Annotated in this window: 21 protein-coding genes; all 21 read right to left on the bottom strand. The window is 61.8% G+C overall.

The window, feature by feature from the left end:
- Window positions 1-3: 3 nt before the first annotated feature.
- The 21 genes from AC3WLT_RS12600 to AC3WLT_RS12500 all read right to left on the bottom strand — a co-directional run bounded on the left by AC3WLT_RS12600 (window position 4) and on the right by AC3WLT_RS12500 (window position 13922).
- On the bottom strand, window positions 4-195 hold the full coding sequence (locus AC3WLT_RS12600; RefSeq protein ID WP_492592086.1) for a DUF2635 domain-containing protein: 192 nt from the start codon (window positions 193-195) through the stop codon (window positions 4-6).
- A complete protein-coding gene (locus tag AC3WLT_RS12595; protein WP_492592085.1) occupies window positions 192-860 on the bottom strand; it encodes a DUF1834 family protein in 669 nt (222 codons plus the stop codon). The genes AC3WLT_RS12600 and AC3WLT_RS12595 overlap by 4 nt, the downstream gene beginning before the upstream one ends.
- 4 nt (window positions 861-864) lie before the next feature.
- Window positions 865-1278, bottom strand: coding sequence for a gp436 family protein (locus tag AC3WLT_RS12590; protein WP_492592084.1), 414 nt, complete (start codon window positions 1276-1278; stop codon window positions 865-867).
- A gap of 6 nt (window positions 1279-1284) precedes the next feature.
- Window positions 1285-1884 (bottom strand): HI1506-related protein, encoded by a 600-nt coding sequence (locus AC3WLT_RS12585; protein WP_492592083.1) that lies wholly within the window; start codon window positions 1882-1884, stop codon window positions 1285-1287.
- Between the two features lie 78 nt (window positions 1885-1962).
- Window positions 1963-2856 carry a Mu-like prophage major head subunit gpT family protein gene (locus tag AC3WLT_RS12580; protein WP_492592082.1) on the bottom strand — a complete coding sequence of 298 codons (894 nt, stop codon included), beginning with the start codon at window positions 2854-2856 and terminating at the stop codon, window positions 1963-1965.
- A 45-nt stretch (window positions 2857-2901) separates the two neighbouring features.
- Window positions 2902-3312, bottom strand: coding sequence for a hypothetical protein (locus AC3WLT_RS12575; protein ID WP_492592081.1), 411 nt, complete (start codon window positions 3310-3312; stop codon window positions 2902-2904).
- 44 nt (window positions 3313-3356) lie between these two features.
- On the bottom strand, window positions 3357-4469 hold the full coding sequence (locus AC3WLT_RS12570; RefSeq protein WP_492592080.1) for a phage protease: 1113 nt from the start codon (window positions 4467-4469) through the stop codon (window positions 3357-3359).
- 198 nt (window positions 4470-4667) lie between these two features.
- Window positions 4668-5252 carry a phage virion morphogenesis protein gene (locus AC3WLT_RS12565; RefSeq protein ID WP_492592079.1) on the bottom strand — a complete coding sequence of 195 codons (585 nt, stop codon included), beginning with the start codon at window positions 5250-5252 and terminating at the stop codon, window positions 4668-4670.
- Window positions 5253-5349: 97 nt separating this feature from the next.
- Entirely contained in the window at window positions 5350-6657 is a 1308-nt protein-coding gene (locus tag AC3WLT_RS12560; protein WP_492592078.1) for a PBECR2 nuclease fold domain-containing protein, read from the bottom strand.
- Window positions 6647-8239: a DUF935 domain-containing protein gene (locus tag AC3WLT_RS12555; RefSeq protein ID WP_492592077.1), complete on the bottom strand. Its 1593-nt coding sequence runs from the start codon at window positions 8237-8239 to the stop codon at window positions 6647-6649. The genes AC3WLT_RS12560 and AC3WLT_RS12555 overlap by 11 nt, the downstream gene beginning before the upstream one ends.
- 11 nt (window positions 8240-8250) lie before the next feature.
- On the bottom strand, window positions 8251-10023 hold the full coding sequence (locus AC3WLT_RS12550) for a hypothetical protein (RefSeq protein WP_492592076.1): 1773 nt from the start codon (window positions 10021-10023) through the stop codon (window positions 8251-8253).
- Between the two features lies 1 nt (window position 10024).
- A complete protein-coding gene (locus AC3WLT_RS12545; protein ID WP_492592075.1) occupies window positions 10025-10225 on the bottom strand; it encodes a hypothetical protein in 201 nt (66 codons plus the stop codon).
- A 20-nt stretch (window positions 10226-10245) separates the two neighbouring features.
- Entirely contained in the window at window positions 10246-10743 is a 498-nt protein-coding gene (locus tag AC3WLT_RS12540; RefSeq protein ID WP_492592074.1) for a DUF1804 family protein, read from the bottom strand.
- Window positions 10744-10748: 5 nt separating this feature from the next.
- Window positions 10749-10946, bottom strand: a complete 198-nt coding sequence (locus tag AC3WLT_RS12535) for a hypothetical protein (protein WP_492592073.1) — start codon at window positions 10944-10946, stop codon at window positions 10749-10751.
- Window positions 10947-10959: 13 nt separating this feature from the next.
- Window positions 10960-11112, bottom strand: a complete 153-nt coding sequence (locus tag AC3WLT_RS12530; RefSeq protein WP_492592072.1) for a hypothetical protein — start codon at window positions 11110-11112, stop codon at window positions 10960-10962.
- On the bottom strand, window positions 11109-11663 hold the full coding sequence (locus AC3WLT_RS12525) for a hypothetical protein (RefSeq protein WP_492592071.1): 555 nt from the start codon (window positions 11661-11663) through the stop codon (window positions 11109-11111). The genes AC3WLT_RS12530 and AC3WLT_RS12525 overlap by 4 nt, the downstream gene beginning before the upstream one ends.
- A 202-nt stretch (window positions 11664-11865) precedes the next feature.
- The gene (locus AC3WLT_RS12520) at window positions 11866-12171 is read right to left on the bottom strand and encodes a hypothetical protein (RefSeq protein WP_492592070.1); all 306 of its coding nucleotides are present in this window, start codon (window positions 12169-12171) and stop codon (window positions 11866-11868) included.
- Window positions 12137-12562, bottom strand: a complete 426-nt coding sequence (locus tag AC3WLT_RS12515) for a hypothetical protein (RefSeq protein WP_492592069.1) — start codon at window positions 12560-12562, stop codon at window positions 12137-12139. Before AC3WLT_RS12515 ends, AC3WLT_RS12520 begins: the two co-directional genes overlap by 35 nt.
- Window positions 12559-12954 carry a hypothetical protein gene (locus tag AC3WLT_RS12510; RefSeq protein WP_492592068.1) on the bottom strand — a complete coding sequence of 132 codons (396 nt, stop codon included), beginning with the start codon at window positions 12952-12954 and terminating at the stop codon, window positions 12559-12561. Before AC3WLT_RS12510 ends, AC3WLT_RS12515 begins: the two co-directional genes overlap by 4 nt.
- Window positions 12947-13357, bottom strand: coding sequence for a putative holin (locus AC3WLT_RS12505; protein WP_492592067.1), 411 nt, complete (start codon window positions 13355-13357; stop codon window positions 12947-12949). The genes AC3WLT_RS12510 and AC3WLT_RS12505 overlap by 8 nt, the downstream gene beginning before the upstream one ends.
- 10 nt (window positions 13358-13367) lie before the next feature.
- A complete protein-coding gene (locus tag AC3WLT_RS12500) occupies window positions 13368-13922 on the bottom strand; it encodes a glycoside hydrolase family 108 protein (protein WP_492592066.1) in 555 nt (184 codons plus the stop codon).
- Between the last annotated feature and the right edge of the window lie 346 nt (window positions 13923-14268).

Genomic DNA, 14268 nt, shown 5'->3' with positions numbered 1-14268 from the left:
CTGTCAGGCTCCTTTCGCGCCTTTTTTGGCACCCGGTTCGACGGCCGTCGTGTTTTCCACGGTCAGGTCGCCCTCGGCGATGCGGCGCAGGTAATAGGCGGTGTCCGGTACGTCGACGGCTTCGGCATCCGTGATGTACTGGCGCGACGCGTGTTCCTTCGGGACACGCAGCCCGGAACGGGCAATCACTTTCATGGCTTCTCCTTCATTTGAATTCGATCTTCCGCATCGGCCGGTCGATCAGTACCGGGCTTCTGGTAGTAGCGCAGCAGCGTCGTTTTCCAGTCGGGCGTCTGCGGATCGATCTGGCCACCGTACTGCTCGAACAGTTCGCCGAGCGGCCCTTCGGCCGCGCCCTGCGGGAACGCGCCAAGAAACAGCGTGTCTTCGACCCACGCGGTCCGGAACTCGAGCGCGTAGACAGACATCGCTTCGCTGCGGACCCTTGTGTTAAAAAGCGTGCGAATTGATCCCGGTTGAAGATTGCGGATCGGTAAGCCCATATCCTGCTCATTGAGCAGATGCCGGACTGCGCACACCAGCAGGTTCGTCCCGACCTCAGACTGCGCAGGACCACCATGGCGGCTCGTCTGCTCGTTGCGCACGCTGCGAGATCCGACCATGACCACGAAGACCGCTTCGGCCTTCCATTTCGATCGGCTGGTCGACACGGGGTCGGTGCGCTTGACCCCGCCAAACGTCACCCACACGGCGGGGAAGCGCCTCACAACCGTCTCCAGCTCGTCGTCATCGAATTCCCCACCGTAGGTTTGCACCTCGGTGACCATCTTCCCCAGCCCACGCGTCAGACGATCGACCATGGCCAGCTCAACCGCAGTGATGACCGGTACGTAAGCCATGGCGTTACCGGTTCTCGCGACCGAACACGCGCGTGCCGGTGACGAACTGGATAGGGTTGTCGGGCTGCGTGACCGCACCTGCGACGGTCACGCCGAGCGTCACGTCACCGGATGCGACCAGCTTCAGAAAGCTGACCGCGTCCTTGTAGCGCTGGCGGATCTCTTCGGTCATGACGGTCTCACCGCCGCACAGGCGATACCGTGCGATGTCGCAACAGATCCCGGCCAGCATCTTCGGGGCCGGGTCAAGCGGCAACGCGTAGCGGCCGGCGAGATACGTATCGATCTCGCTGGACGCATCGTCCAGTGCATCGCTGAGCACGATCACGTTTACTTCGCCAGTCTGGTCGCGATCAGATAGCGAGAGCGCCTCTCGTTGCCCGAAACGGGCGGTCATGGTGTCGGCGGTTGCGTACATGCCGCGTTACTTCTTCGTGCCCTGGGCCGGTGCTGCGCCCTTGGCATTGGTGGACGCCGCAACCTTCGCAGCCTCGAAGTCGGCCTTTTCGCGCTCGAAGGCTGCAAGCCGTTCGCTCAGCTCGATCCTCTTATCCCCGATATCTGCGATGCCGGCGCGCAGGTCGCGCTCCCGCTCGCCAAGTTGAGCTTCCCGGGCTGCGAGCGCCGCTTCCCGCTCTTCGAGATCGACAGCCTGCCGCTTGAGATCCGTCTCGATGTCGGTCAGCGTCGCGGCGCGCTTCGCGTGGTCCTCGTCGACGGCCGCCGGCAGCGAGTCGATCTTCGCCGCAGCCTGCTTCACGTGCGGCGCATCGTGGTGCGGGAGCGCCGCTGCTTCCGCGTGGTCGAGATGCACGACGGTATCGACTTTGACCAGAGCTGCGTCTGCGAGGATCGCAGCGTGTGCGTCCGGAGAAAGCGCTGCCAGCGCGAGCGTGACTGGCTTCGTGCCAAACACGTGGCCAGCCCGTCGAAAATTCTCCTTCGTCGCGGCCACGCTGATGGCGGGATGCTTGTGTTTGCTCATTACCACTCCTGTCATTTCAGTTTCGTTACCGGAGCCCACCGTTATGCCGCAGCTCCGGGACATTCTTCCTCCGCGCTTATCGGCGTCGCGCGGCAGTCTCTCGCGGGGTGTATCCGGTTACGAGAGCCAGGACGTCGGCAGCAGATCCGCCGAACCCTTCCAGACGTTGGTCGCGCCGTAGTTGTTGGCGTCGGCGTGCAGGATCTTGCGACCGATGCCTTCGAGCGACGGCGGCACCACCAGCAGCGACGGACGGATACCGAGCGGCCGGCCGTTGTCGCCCTTAAATTCCTGCATCGCAGCGCGCGCAGCTTCGTAGCTTTCCTCGGACAGATCAGCCTTCGATGCGTACGCGAGCTGCCACAGGCCGAAGCCAACATTGCAACGGGCGTCCACGCCATAGCGATACGTCTTCGCCGAGAAGACGACTTCATCGGTTTCCTGATCCATCGCAACAAAGTTGTACGCCTTGCGCGTCTGGAAAATGACTGGCTTCACGACGCGCGTCATGTCCAGCAGATACCAGGTCGGCCCAGTGCCAGCCTGAAAGTTCGACACGGATGCCGTCGAGCCATTGGCCTGATCCACTGGGTGATCTGTGTCGAAGAAGTACTGGCCGTCGTAACAGGTCTTCGCGGTGCCCTGCGACAGCAGGCTGAACACCAGCTCATCCGGATGCTGTTTCGCATCGAGGCCGAGCTGCGCGATCACCGGCTTGTACACGCCATAGGTGTCGTCTTCGATAGCTTCGCGATCGACGCCGACAGTGTTTTCGAACGGCTTATTCTTGATCGTGAAGTCGTGCGACTTCAGGTTCTGGATCACGCGATCGCCGATCCATTCGCGAAAGCGCGTGGTCTGGCCGAGCCACGGATAGACTTCCTGCGAAGTTGCCGAGGGGACTGGCATTGCGACACGTTGCCAGTCGGACTGGGCACCATCGAAGGCTTGCTGGAACACGGTGTTAAAACCCGTGAACAGGGTGCGCAGATTGGCGCGGTTGATTTCCATGAACTTTCCTTACAGAGTGGCGATGGGGTTATTGCTACGTGCGGATCAGAACTCGACCCACACGCCGGCCGGATCGATATCGCGCACGATGCCCGCGATCGAGCGCGTTGCACCGCCGTCCGTTTTGGCCACCGTCTGGTCATCGACGATGTACGCGTTTGCGCCAACATCCTTGAACGTGACCTGGTCCGCGCCGGCCGAGTTGGCAACGCGCCACAGGCCACGCTTGAGCGGAACGTTCACGGCACCGTCGGCGCCGGCCGTGTTGTCGGTCTGCTCCTGGACGATCCCGGCGCCCTTGAGCGTCGTTGATGCAGCGCCCCTGGTCGCGAGGCCCGTGGCAGCGTCGATCGCGGCGATCGCGCCGACGAAAAACATCAAACCACCCTTGGCCGGATAGCTGTAGCGGAGGCCGGCCCGGTTCTGGGTATCGCGGTCGGCGGTCAATGCAGTCATGCTGTTCTCCTATGGAGTGGATCGGGGGCTGAACTTCAAGCCGCTCAGGCGGCGGGTGCCGACGATTTGGCGAAGGCTTCGGGCGAAATGTCGAGCGCCTTGCACACAGCGAGGCCAGACGCGTCCACCTCATTCGCGCCGGTTTTGTCACCGCTGGGCGCAGTGCCCCCGGTTTGCGTGGTGCGCAGCGCCGCGATCGGCTGCGCGGTCGAAAGGAACGTCTTGAGCGCCGCGACGTTGCTCTTGCCCAGCTCGCGCGCCCACGATTCCTGGGCGGCCAGCAGCCGGCCGTCCGACAGCGCGACCATCACCAGTTCGCCGACCTCGTTACCAGCCAGCGTCGCGTTAGCGGCGTCGAGCTGCGTGCGCAGATCCGTCATCACGGCGATCGGCACGAACCTGGCCGGGTCGGCCTGATTGGCCGACAGCGTGGCAATCTGGTCGCGCTGCGCGCTAATGAGTACCGGAAGATCGACGCTCGCGGCGGCAACGCCCTGCCCACCGGAGAGCGACTCGATTAGCTTCCTGAGCTGGGCGGTTACGTCGTCGGCCGTCGCTCCGACCGGCATATTCAGCAGCCAGCGCAGCTGCTCCAGAAGTTCATCCATGTTGTGATCCTCAGAAGGGGTTTCAGTGGAAAGGGCCGCCACTGCGGCAGAAGCGGACGCGCCCGCCATCACCGATGCTGCAGCGAGCTGCACTTCGTCGAGGCAATCGAGCGCGGGATTGTTGGTGAGGGCGGCGTGAAGGATCGCGGTCACATTGCCGGCTTTGTCGTATGCGAAGACCGGAGAGAGGTAGCGGTACTCTTTCGCATCGATCATGGCTGACGCACGCGCGGTCCAGTCGACGTCGACCGCATAGAGGCCATCGCCTTCGCGCCATTCAAGTGATTTGAACCACGCGGCGGCCGGCGCAGGCTGACCGTTCTGTGCCGCGTTCAGCGTCTGGTGCTCGTAGTCCATTACATATGGCACGACACGAGCTGAGGCCGCAGCGACGAGGCGCTTGGCGATATCCTCGTCGACATACCAGTCGGAGCATTCGGCAGGACGGCCGTCACGCGCACGAAACTTACCCGCCGGTAGCAACTTGAGCGTGCTGCCTGCCGAGTCGATCTGTGCGCTGAGCGCCGCGATGAAAAATGGATTTGCCATGCCGCCATGGTGACGGTCGGCGTGCCAAAGAATTAGTCAACCGGTGTCAGTACAACCGGTTGCGGTGGAAACGCAGGGGAGGTTTGGGGATGTGAGGGGCGTTACGAGCGATTTTAACGGGGGTTTAACGGCCTTCGCGCGTCGGGTCGCTATGTCGGGGTTCCCCAGGGGGCGAGAATCGCTTGAATCGGGCGCGGGTCAGCCATCGATCAGACGCCGAAGGTAGCCAGTCACCTCATCCTCGATTGCGACGTTGTCAGCTTCCGACAGTACCAGGAATGGGCGTGCAGGAATCTTGATCGTCCACCCCTGGGAGCGGGTCCATTTAACCACCTTGACGCGCTTGTGGCCATTCTTCGCGAACACCGCGAGGTGCGGATGATCGGCCTGGCGCATGATCATGCCGTTCCTCGCCTTGCGCAGGCGCACGTAACCCGACATCGGGTGCCGCTGGATCGTGCCGCCGAACTGGTGGATCGCCGCATAGACGACGTTCGTGCCGACGCGCGCGCTCGTCGCATCATGGCTCTGCGAGATACTGCCCGCGAGCCGGCCGCTATGCTGCAGGATCTTGCCCGTGCCGGCATCCTCGCGGCGGCGCTTGAGCGTGCTCCTGCTCAGGCCGAGCCATTTGGGACGGCCCTGCTGTGCGAAATTTTCCTCGACGGCATCGGCCATCAGCGCCGACACCAGCGACATGACGGGCGAGGCATCTCTCAGGAGCGCGTCCACGCGCTGCATCGCCTGCTCGAATGCGGTGAGATCTATCTCGATGTCGCGCATGCCTTATACTCCTTTTAACGCAGTCGTATATGCCGGACTCGCTTCCGGATCGATGAAGGGCTGCGTGACGAATGGCCGCGAGCGAGAGCGGCCATTCTCATTTCTGCGGCCGGCGATAGCGCAGAAACGTCCCACGCTGCCTGTCTATATAGTTGCGGCGTGCGTCTTCCGACTTGCCAACCTTCGCCGGAAACGTTGTCACGCCGGTCCAGCCGTCCTGTCCCTGCTCGAATATCGCCAGCCCCCAATCGCCGGCTGCGGTCTCAAGGGCGCGGACGTAGCGTCGACGCAACGACCAGGTGTCACCGATCTGCGCCCAGCCAAGCCAGATCTCGTCGGGGTCTTTGACCGCGTCGGCGAGTAGCTGCATGTAGGGGCCTCGCGAGAATTTGTCGGCCTTCCAGTGTCCCGCCCCATCCTTGAATAGCCACTCGTTGATCTGCAGCTGTTCGCCCGTGACATCGGCAAAAGTGACGGGCTTGCCGACGCCGGCGCCGAACTGCTGCATGAATGCCTGCGCGTAATGCTCCGGCGCCTGGCCGGATGGCAACATAGCCTCGGGCCGTACGCGGGTTGCCACCGGCAGCGGGGGCAGTTCCGCGCCGTGGGGGAACGTCTGCGGCAGCGTATCGAGCGGCGGGGGCGTGAAAGGCTTCATCCACGCAGCGCCCGGATTCGCGCCAAAGCCCGGATCGGGCAGGACCAGCTTGCCGGTCGCCGGGTCTTTATAGGCGATCGCGGGCTGGGTCTGGTTGTCGCGGCCGGTAACCTGTTCAACCTCCTTCAGGTCATTGGCGCTGGCGCGCACGGTCACGCCGTTCTTTTCGACATAACCCATCGTGCGGGTACGTACACGGCAGCGACAGCGGTATCCGTTTGGCGGATAGAACGTCTGCCAGAACGGATCGTCGTAGCGGCAGACGCAACCTGCGAGTGCCCGGTGTGCGGGTCGCGTGCGGCTGTCGAGCACCGCGACATATTCCCAATACGGGTGTGTATCGACCTGTTCGAGCTGCGCCGCGTAGCGGCCAGCCATATATGCCGATTGCATGTTCGTGCGAAAGATCGTGTCGAGCCGGCGCGGCGTCAGCCGCTTGCCTTCAATCTCGCCTGTCTCGTCGTCGACGATCATGCCCTTGCCGAGCCAGCCCTTTCGCTCCAGCACAGGCGAAAGCTGCTTTTTAAAATCCTCGAATGTCGTGCCGTTTTTTAACGCGTCGGTGAGCGCATGGCGCACGTCCTGCAGCACGTCGATCTTCATGACGCCCGCGACCGTGAATGCCTTCGCGTGCGCCTCGGCTGCCACGTCCTGCCATCGGAAACCGATCTTGTAACCCTTCGATTCGAAGTATTCGATTGCCTTTGCTGGAGGCAGGCCGATCGCGTATGACAGGTCAGCCGGCATTCACGCGGCCCCACACATCAGCGACGAAGATGCAGCGCGCGAGCAGCTCGGCGATCGCAGATTCATCCATCTGCGGATTGGCTGCGAGCAGTTGCTCGAATGCGTCGTCGGGCGTCGATCCCGCACGCAGCGCCGCGATCACCGGCGCGATCGCCTTTTGCACTGCCTCGGTCATCGCGTCGGCCGGCAATGCGTCGATGGTCTGATCGAGGGCGTGCTGATCGGGATACACGATCTCGCCGGCCTGATTCGTCAACACCGCGCGGTAGCGCATGGCAGCGGTGCGCGGCGGCGTGTCCGGACGCTCCTCGGGCGGCAGCGCCATCTGCGGCTTCGGCACCGTGAGAATCTCTTCGCTGGCCTGCGGCTCCGGAATCATCAGCTTGTCCTGCGCCCATTGGCGCGGCACCTTGACGCCAGCCGCCACAAGTTTCGGCAAAGCGTTGGAGTAAAGCTCCAGATCTTCAGCTTCACGCGTGTCGAACTCGAAACGAGGCACACGGCGCGGATCGGCGGCACCGAAGTTCAGGGCGGATACCATGAAGCACAGCCCGGCCGTGAGGGTCTTCTGTACCTGTCTCGCGTCGGAAGTCAGCAGATCGCGGCGCACGCCATCATGTGTTTTGCCGAGCGCATTGGTCGATGTCTTGCCATCGGCCTGCGACGTGAGCGTGCCGCCGAGGATCGCTTTCGACTGGCTCTTTTCGCACCATGTGATCATCGCCTCAAACGGATCTTTGCTGCCCTCAGCCGCCGTCTGGAAGTCGATCACCATGCCTTCGGGGATGATGCCGGCCGCGTTGTGGCCAATCTCCGCAACAGCACGCAACAGCGTGGCCTTCTCATCTTTCGTCGCGCCGGCCGGATACTTGCCTACCCGCAACGGCAGGCCGTAGATTTCGAGAAACTCGGCCAGATCCGCGACGGAATACGTCTTGAACAGGTACGGCCATGCAAGCACACGATGCAGGCCACCGCGAGTCAGGTATCCGCTTTTGGCCCGATGCTTGTGCACCAGCCACCCAAACGGCCACAGCGGTTGCCCCTCCGACGAGTTGTCACGCAGGCGCAGATCGTTGCCGTCATACAGCGGCGTGCGGAACCAGCGTTGCGGTCTGTGGGTGAGCCTCTTCGGGAGCCACACCTTGCCGAGCTGCTGCCACTCGATCTCCTGCGCAGAGAAACCGTGCCCGACCGCATCCATGCAATTGAACAGCACGTCGTCGAAGTCCGGCAGATCCCGAAGCCATTCCTGCAGCTGTGCAGTCTGGTTCTTTTCTTCCGCGCTGGCATTGGCCGGTGCGACGATGCGCCAGTCAAGCGTGAGCAGCGCGCGCTTGCGCTTGCTCATCTCCGCGAACAGGTGCGCATCCTTCTCTTCCATATCGACGAAGAGATCCGACTGTGCCATCAGGTCACCGTACTCGGCCGCTTCCAGAATCGAATACAGCTTCTTTGGCGTCAACCCGCGCGACGGATGCTGCGCAAAGTCACGTGTGATCCAGCCCAGCTTCGAGGTCTGCGGCTCAGCCAGCGCATCGCGCTGGATCGGTTGGCCGTTCACATCAACAATCTGCACCATGGTTCGGTTCCTCAAAAGCCCCGGTCGCGCGAGAACGCATAGTCGCTGTCGTCGCCGCGATCGTCGGTGCGGGTTTTAACGGGGGTATATCCATCGCTGATCGCATAGCCGCGGGACTGGGCGATCATCCACAGGATGTGTAATGCGGTTAGTCCGTCGTAGTGGTGAACGCCTTGCGGTTCCGGCCACGAATCCAGCTCGGCAAGCAGACCTGTCATCGACGGATGCAGGAGGATCGATGGGGTGATGCGATCGGTGATGTACGGTTCAAGCGAGTCGATGCGCACCTCGGCCGGCACCGTCGCCGTCACGCCAACAAGCGGTAGTGGCACGCCTGCGCGCAATCCCGCCTTGACGAGATCCTGCCGTGCCCACTCGTATGCGTTGTTGTTCTCAAAGCCGAGCGCCATGCAGCGATATTCGCGCTGCACGGCAATCAGATCCGCTTCGAGCTTTGACGGCACGCGGCGCTTGATCGACGAGTACACAACATGCAGTCGACGGCTCACGGTATCGAGGCCGCCCACGACAATCGCGGACGGGTCGGACTTCTCGCCCTTGCCCATGGACGGGTCACATGCGCCGAACATCAGCCAGCTTTGCAGCCGTTGCACCCAGAAGGTGATGTTGCCGAAAACCTTGTCTTCGTCCGTGCGAGGATCGCCCTGCATCTCAGTGGCGAACGCGCGTGGCGACTTCGCCCGCTGACGCATCAACCAGAACAGGGTACGCACGGACGGCCACGACGTGATGGCACCCGCATCCATGTCGACACGACGTGCAAGGTAAAAGCGATACGACGGCAGCTCGGTGTCAGGCAACATCTCACCGCGTTGCGCCGCCTCGGCGATTGCGCCCTTGTCCGCGTTGAGCATCAGCTCCTCGCACTGCGACCACAGATCCATGTCGGCCGGCATCTGCGCGATCGCGCGGAAGTGATGCACCACGTGTCCGATGCTGCGCTTTGCGCGCGAGATCGGATCGTCTTTGTCCAGTACGGTGCCGACGCCCACGTATTTCACGCTTCCGTCTGGAGGGCCGAGGTAATCAATAGCCTTTTCCAGCCATGTCCATCGATTCTGTCGCTCGGTCGGACTCTTCGCCTCGGCGTCGGTGATCAGGTCATCGCCGAACAGCACCTTGGGGCGGCTCGCACCGTGGAAGGTGCCGCGAATCGCCTGCTCGGCACCGAACGGTTCCACCTTCACGCCGTTCTTCGTGATGAACTCGCCGACCTTCCACATCGGCCCCTTGCCGCACACTTCCGGAAAGTCGAGCGCGAGTGCCGAGTTAGCGAGCAGCTCCGTTTTAACGACTTCGAGCAGCTTGGTCGGCAGCGACGTTTCCGCGCCGAGCAGGATCAGGTAGTCGAGGAACTGCGGCGTGTCGCCCGTCCAGCCCACCTCCCGGCGCACCTCTTCCCGTTGCAACAGCCCCTGTACGATGATGTACACAGGTCCGATCTTCGTCGCCATCGACGACTTTGCTTCGCCGCGCGGCGCGACCCACCATTCGCGCGTGCCGCCGACCTGACGCAGCAGCTTGGGGAAGCGTGTGCAGAAGTGCGCCTGGAATAGCGAGGGCGTACCGCGTATGTGATGCGGAAAATAGGTATACGCGAAGAACTGATAGTCGCCGTCGACCAGCACGCGCCTGCGCCGCTCAAGACGTGCTTCCGGAGATGCATCGAGGCCCGTGGCATGCGCTTCGATGTCGCGGCGCAGCTCGGCGGCCAGCTCGGCCATTTCCTTGTGGAAGTCTTTTTCGGTGAACTTCTGCGGCATGTCAGCTTTCCGTCGCCTCGACGATCCTGCGATACGCGGCGTACACATCCACACCGTCAAGGCAATGCGCGGTGTGCTTTACCCTGATCGTGTGCCCGGTCACCATCTCGAGGACGAGACAGGTGTCGCCGCAGGCGTCGATCTTTGCCGACACCATGTGATCGGTGTTGATCGCCTCATATCGATCAAGCTGTACCAGCATGGAAATTCTCCCTGTATGTGTCAGCCGTAGGCCGTTGCCAGCTCTTCTCCGAACGGGCCGAGTACGTCGGCGAATGCTGCGATGTGTTCGGGGTGCCGATTCTTGATGAAAGCGGCAAGGCGCTGCACAACGCCCATCGCAATCGCCAGTTCGTTTGTCTCGGGCAGGATACGTTTCGACGCGTTAATCGTCTTGTTATAGGCATCAGCCAGGCTCGCGAGCATCGCGACCTTCTCGGCCGGCCGCATCTGCACCTGGTCCAGCTCGTCCATGGTCGCCTGATATTGCGTGATCAGACCGGCCAGCATCTGGCGTGCGGCGCCCTCGATGCCACCGCCAGCGAGTAGCTGGGCGGCTTGCGCCTTCTCCCAGTCATCGCCCACCTCAAGCGCATCCTCTTTCCAGCGCCGGGCCGTTGAATACGCGACACCGTTCTTCGCGCTCGCGATCTCCAGCGACAGGCGATCGAATACGAACGATCGCCGTACCTTGTCGCGAACCTCCTTGGGATAGGCCATGCTGGTTACAGTCCCAGCTTTGCGCGTGCGACCTGTACACCGATCGACACGATGGCTCCGGCGACCGCACCCGCGCCTGCGCCGGCTGCTGCGCCATACTTGATCGCCCGCTTCTCGATGGTGCTGATCTGCTGCTCCAGGCGTCGGTCGATCTTCTTGAGCAGCCGCAGCTCGGGACTTTCTTTTTCCTCGATATCGCTCATGGGTTGTCCTGTTTTATTCCGGCTCCGCCGCCGGCGGATAGCTGTCGCCGGGTTCGTACACGATGTAGTTTTCGCCGTCGCAAACCACTGCTGTGGCAGTTTCCGGAATCGGACCTGCGGGCGATTGCACTCCGTTTGCATCAGTCACTACAGGAATCGTAATCATGGGTTCAGAAGCTCCACGGTGTAGCCTTCAAGGGTCACGGTGTCCGTCACGTTCGCTAGCTCTGCCGTGAAGGTCAGTAGCTGGTCTTTGGTCGTGTCGACCGACAGGGTACAAATCTCCCCGGTGGACGTGGCCAGGCCCGCTGACCACATGCTCTCTGACACCTGAGCGTTATACGAATTTCGATTTCGAATGCTCTTTACGAACGTCAGTGATAGCTGTGTGCTGGCAAGGAGCTTGAAATAAGCCTCGCCGCCAAAACGCCCCCTAATAGTTTTGACGTTGCTGTTGTTCGAGTAGGACCACAGGGCAGTAATACGCAGCGCCCCGATCTTCCCGATCGCGTAGGCCGGAACACGGGGCGAGGCCAGCACCGTCTCCGCTGTCGTCCCCGTTACACTGACGGGGGCGGCTGATTGGGCGAGGATGCCGGGCGACTTCAGACCGATGCCGCCGCCGCTGATGTTCTTGCCGTTCGCCGGATAGCCGCACAGCGCCAGCATTTTCATGAACTGGCCGGCCGTCATTGCTTTACCCACATGCTTTCGCATGTCAGTTCTGATCCTGTGTACGTGATTGTTTTGACATACACGTACACACCGTCCGTGCAGCTATCCGTATCCATCGCACCGTGTGGACCGTTGTAGGTATAGGTGTGCGCAAGGGAGTCCGGGTCAAAATAGCCGACAATGTCGCGACGTGCAGCAGCGGCCGGTGAGAGTTTGTATCTGACCATGTTCCATGTTCCTGTTCTTACTGCGGTGGATGAGCGAGACAGGCCGCGAGCAGCGCTGTTAATTCGGCGTCCCATTTTTGACGCTGCAGATGGTCGCGCCAGATCCTGTCAACGGCCGAACCGTTTGGCGCGGCGAGCAGTTCGGTGTCGCTCAGGAACACGGGGCCGACCGGCAACGTATCGATGCAGGGTACCGGCACCTGTACCTTGATCTCGACCGTCTGCGCATGAACTACCGGAGAAACCGGCGCGGACGGTGCCGTCCCGCAACCCTGCATGAGCAGGGCGCTACATGCCACTGCGCAGACGATCAAGCGCTGCATCACACGTTTCTCCTTGGTTGGCGGGGTTCTGCAGGCGCTGCGTGAGCGTGTCGATTTCCCGCTGATATGACTGCCCTTGCGCAACGGCTTTCAACTGAGCCACTGCGGCCGCTGCCTTGACGGCCTGCGCCTCGGATGCAGCCTGGCCGACCGATGCCGAGCAGGCCCGTGCGCTGGCCACCGCTGAGTTGAGATCGGCCTGCGACGTGGCGAACTGCGCGCGCAGCGTGCCAATCGTCTGACCGTCGGCCCGTTGCGTCGTCTGCAGCGTCGCATAGTCGGCCCGCGCGCCGCGCAATTCGAAGTACTGCACGCCGCATGCGATAGCCAGGGCCAAGGCAATGGCGCCGGCCACCGGCCCGGTAACCTTGCTGGTGATCCATGTCATCATGGCTGGTCACCTCGGGCGAACGCACGCCGACGGCTGATTTCGTTGTAGACATCGACGAGGAACTGCACGTCTCCGCGTACCAGCCAGGCCTGCAGCAACATGACGGCATTGGCGGCCAGTTCGCTCCATTCGACGGGCGTCAGATAGTGCCCCGTCCATACTCGCAGCGCGATCAATCCATAGACCCACGCGAGCGCGAGACGCAACACGCGTACTGGCCAGCGTGTATGCTCGCCTGGCGTCGTATCAGGAAAAGCCAGCAGCGCCGCAATCGCCGTGCAGATCAGGCCGTTGACAATCAGAAGCGTCAGATCCAATCCACTCACAGCGCGCGTATGCACCATCAGCCAAATAAACACGATGTGCAGATAGGTAGTTAGCGTTTCACCCATTTTTACCCCCGCCAAAGAATGTCCGGATACGGTCGAGCGCGATCTGTGATAGCTGGTTAAACAGCCCCGGTAGCGCAGCGGACGCCCAGTCGATGGTGTTGATCGCCACCAGTACGATCAGTGCGCCGGATGCGAGTCCAAGAAGGCTCGGCGGTGCGTTGGGCCAGTGGAGAACCAGCCATGACGCGGTGCTGTATCCGATCGGCAGTGAAAGAAGGAAGTAGATGACTCGACGGGTTTTGTGCTCTTCTCGCGAGCGCATCAGGAAGATCAGCGCCCCACACAGCACTCCACCGATCATGTGCGGATCGAGCGGCATCGTACCCGCCGACGCCAGCGCGAGTACGATGCCGCTGGCTGTGCCGGAGGTTACCGAAGCGGAAGTCGAAACGATTTCGGCCATTCGTCCCCCGTTACTGGCTCAGGCCAAACATGGCGCGCTCGCGAATCCATCCGAATGCGAAGACCTCCTGAGTCGGGTCAGCCTCCTCGATAGCCACGAAGCGGGCACCCTGCAGGCTGCAAATAATGAAATGCAATACCTTCTCGCCATCGGCTCCCCGCACGCGCAGCAGACTCGACAGGGCACCGAGTGTCGCCGGGCCGATCCCGCCGTCCGGCGCGATGTCGGGATAGTCTTTTTGCATCCGGTTCAGGATATTCAGCCCGCGCTGCATCCACTGGACGCCGCTTCCGCCATTGACCTTGATGTCGAACAGCTTGGCGGCAATCAGGTCAGACAGTTTTTGCACCTGATCGAATTTGGGTTTGCTCCAGAATTCGGTGATGTAAAAGTTGTCGATCTGGTCGTGCGTGAACTGGCGGATGTCGCCATAGCGCAACGCCGTAGCCGTCTTTTGCGTGATGCCTGCCCGCGTCAGACCGCCGTGGTCTGACGGGTTGTCGGTCACCTTGTCGTAGCCGCCTTCGCGCTGTACCAGTGCTTTTACCTCTTTCGTGATGTCCATCCTGGCTCTCCTTTGGATGGCACGACTTTAAAGCGCGAGTGCCTGGCGGCTTAGTGGATGGGGGTCAGTGCAAATAGAAAGCCCCGCACGGGGCGGGGCCTGGAAAATAGCAACTCAATGAAACAGAAATTTGAACACGGCTGACAATACCGTCGCCATTAAAATCCATAGGCCGAGCGCCTCGTACCACCGGTAACGGCTCCTTGTCAGTTCCCGCATCCAGAACGGAAGAATGATCAGGAATCCAAGAAAATATCCCATCTCAAAAAGGCATCCTATTTGTTATTGGAGTTGAGATCGTACACACTGACGGGCGCGCTGTCAGTGTTAGCTTGCGCGGGATCTT

The organism is Paraburkholderia sp. FW306-2-2C-D06C (assembly GCF_058781505.1).
Note: the sequence above shows the minus strand (reverse complement) of the source record. Positions and strands in the feature narration are given on the sequence as shown.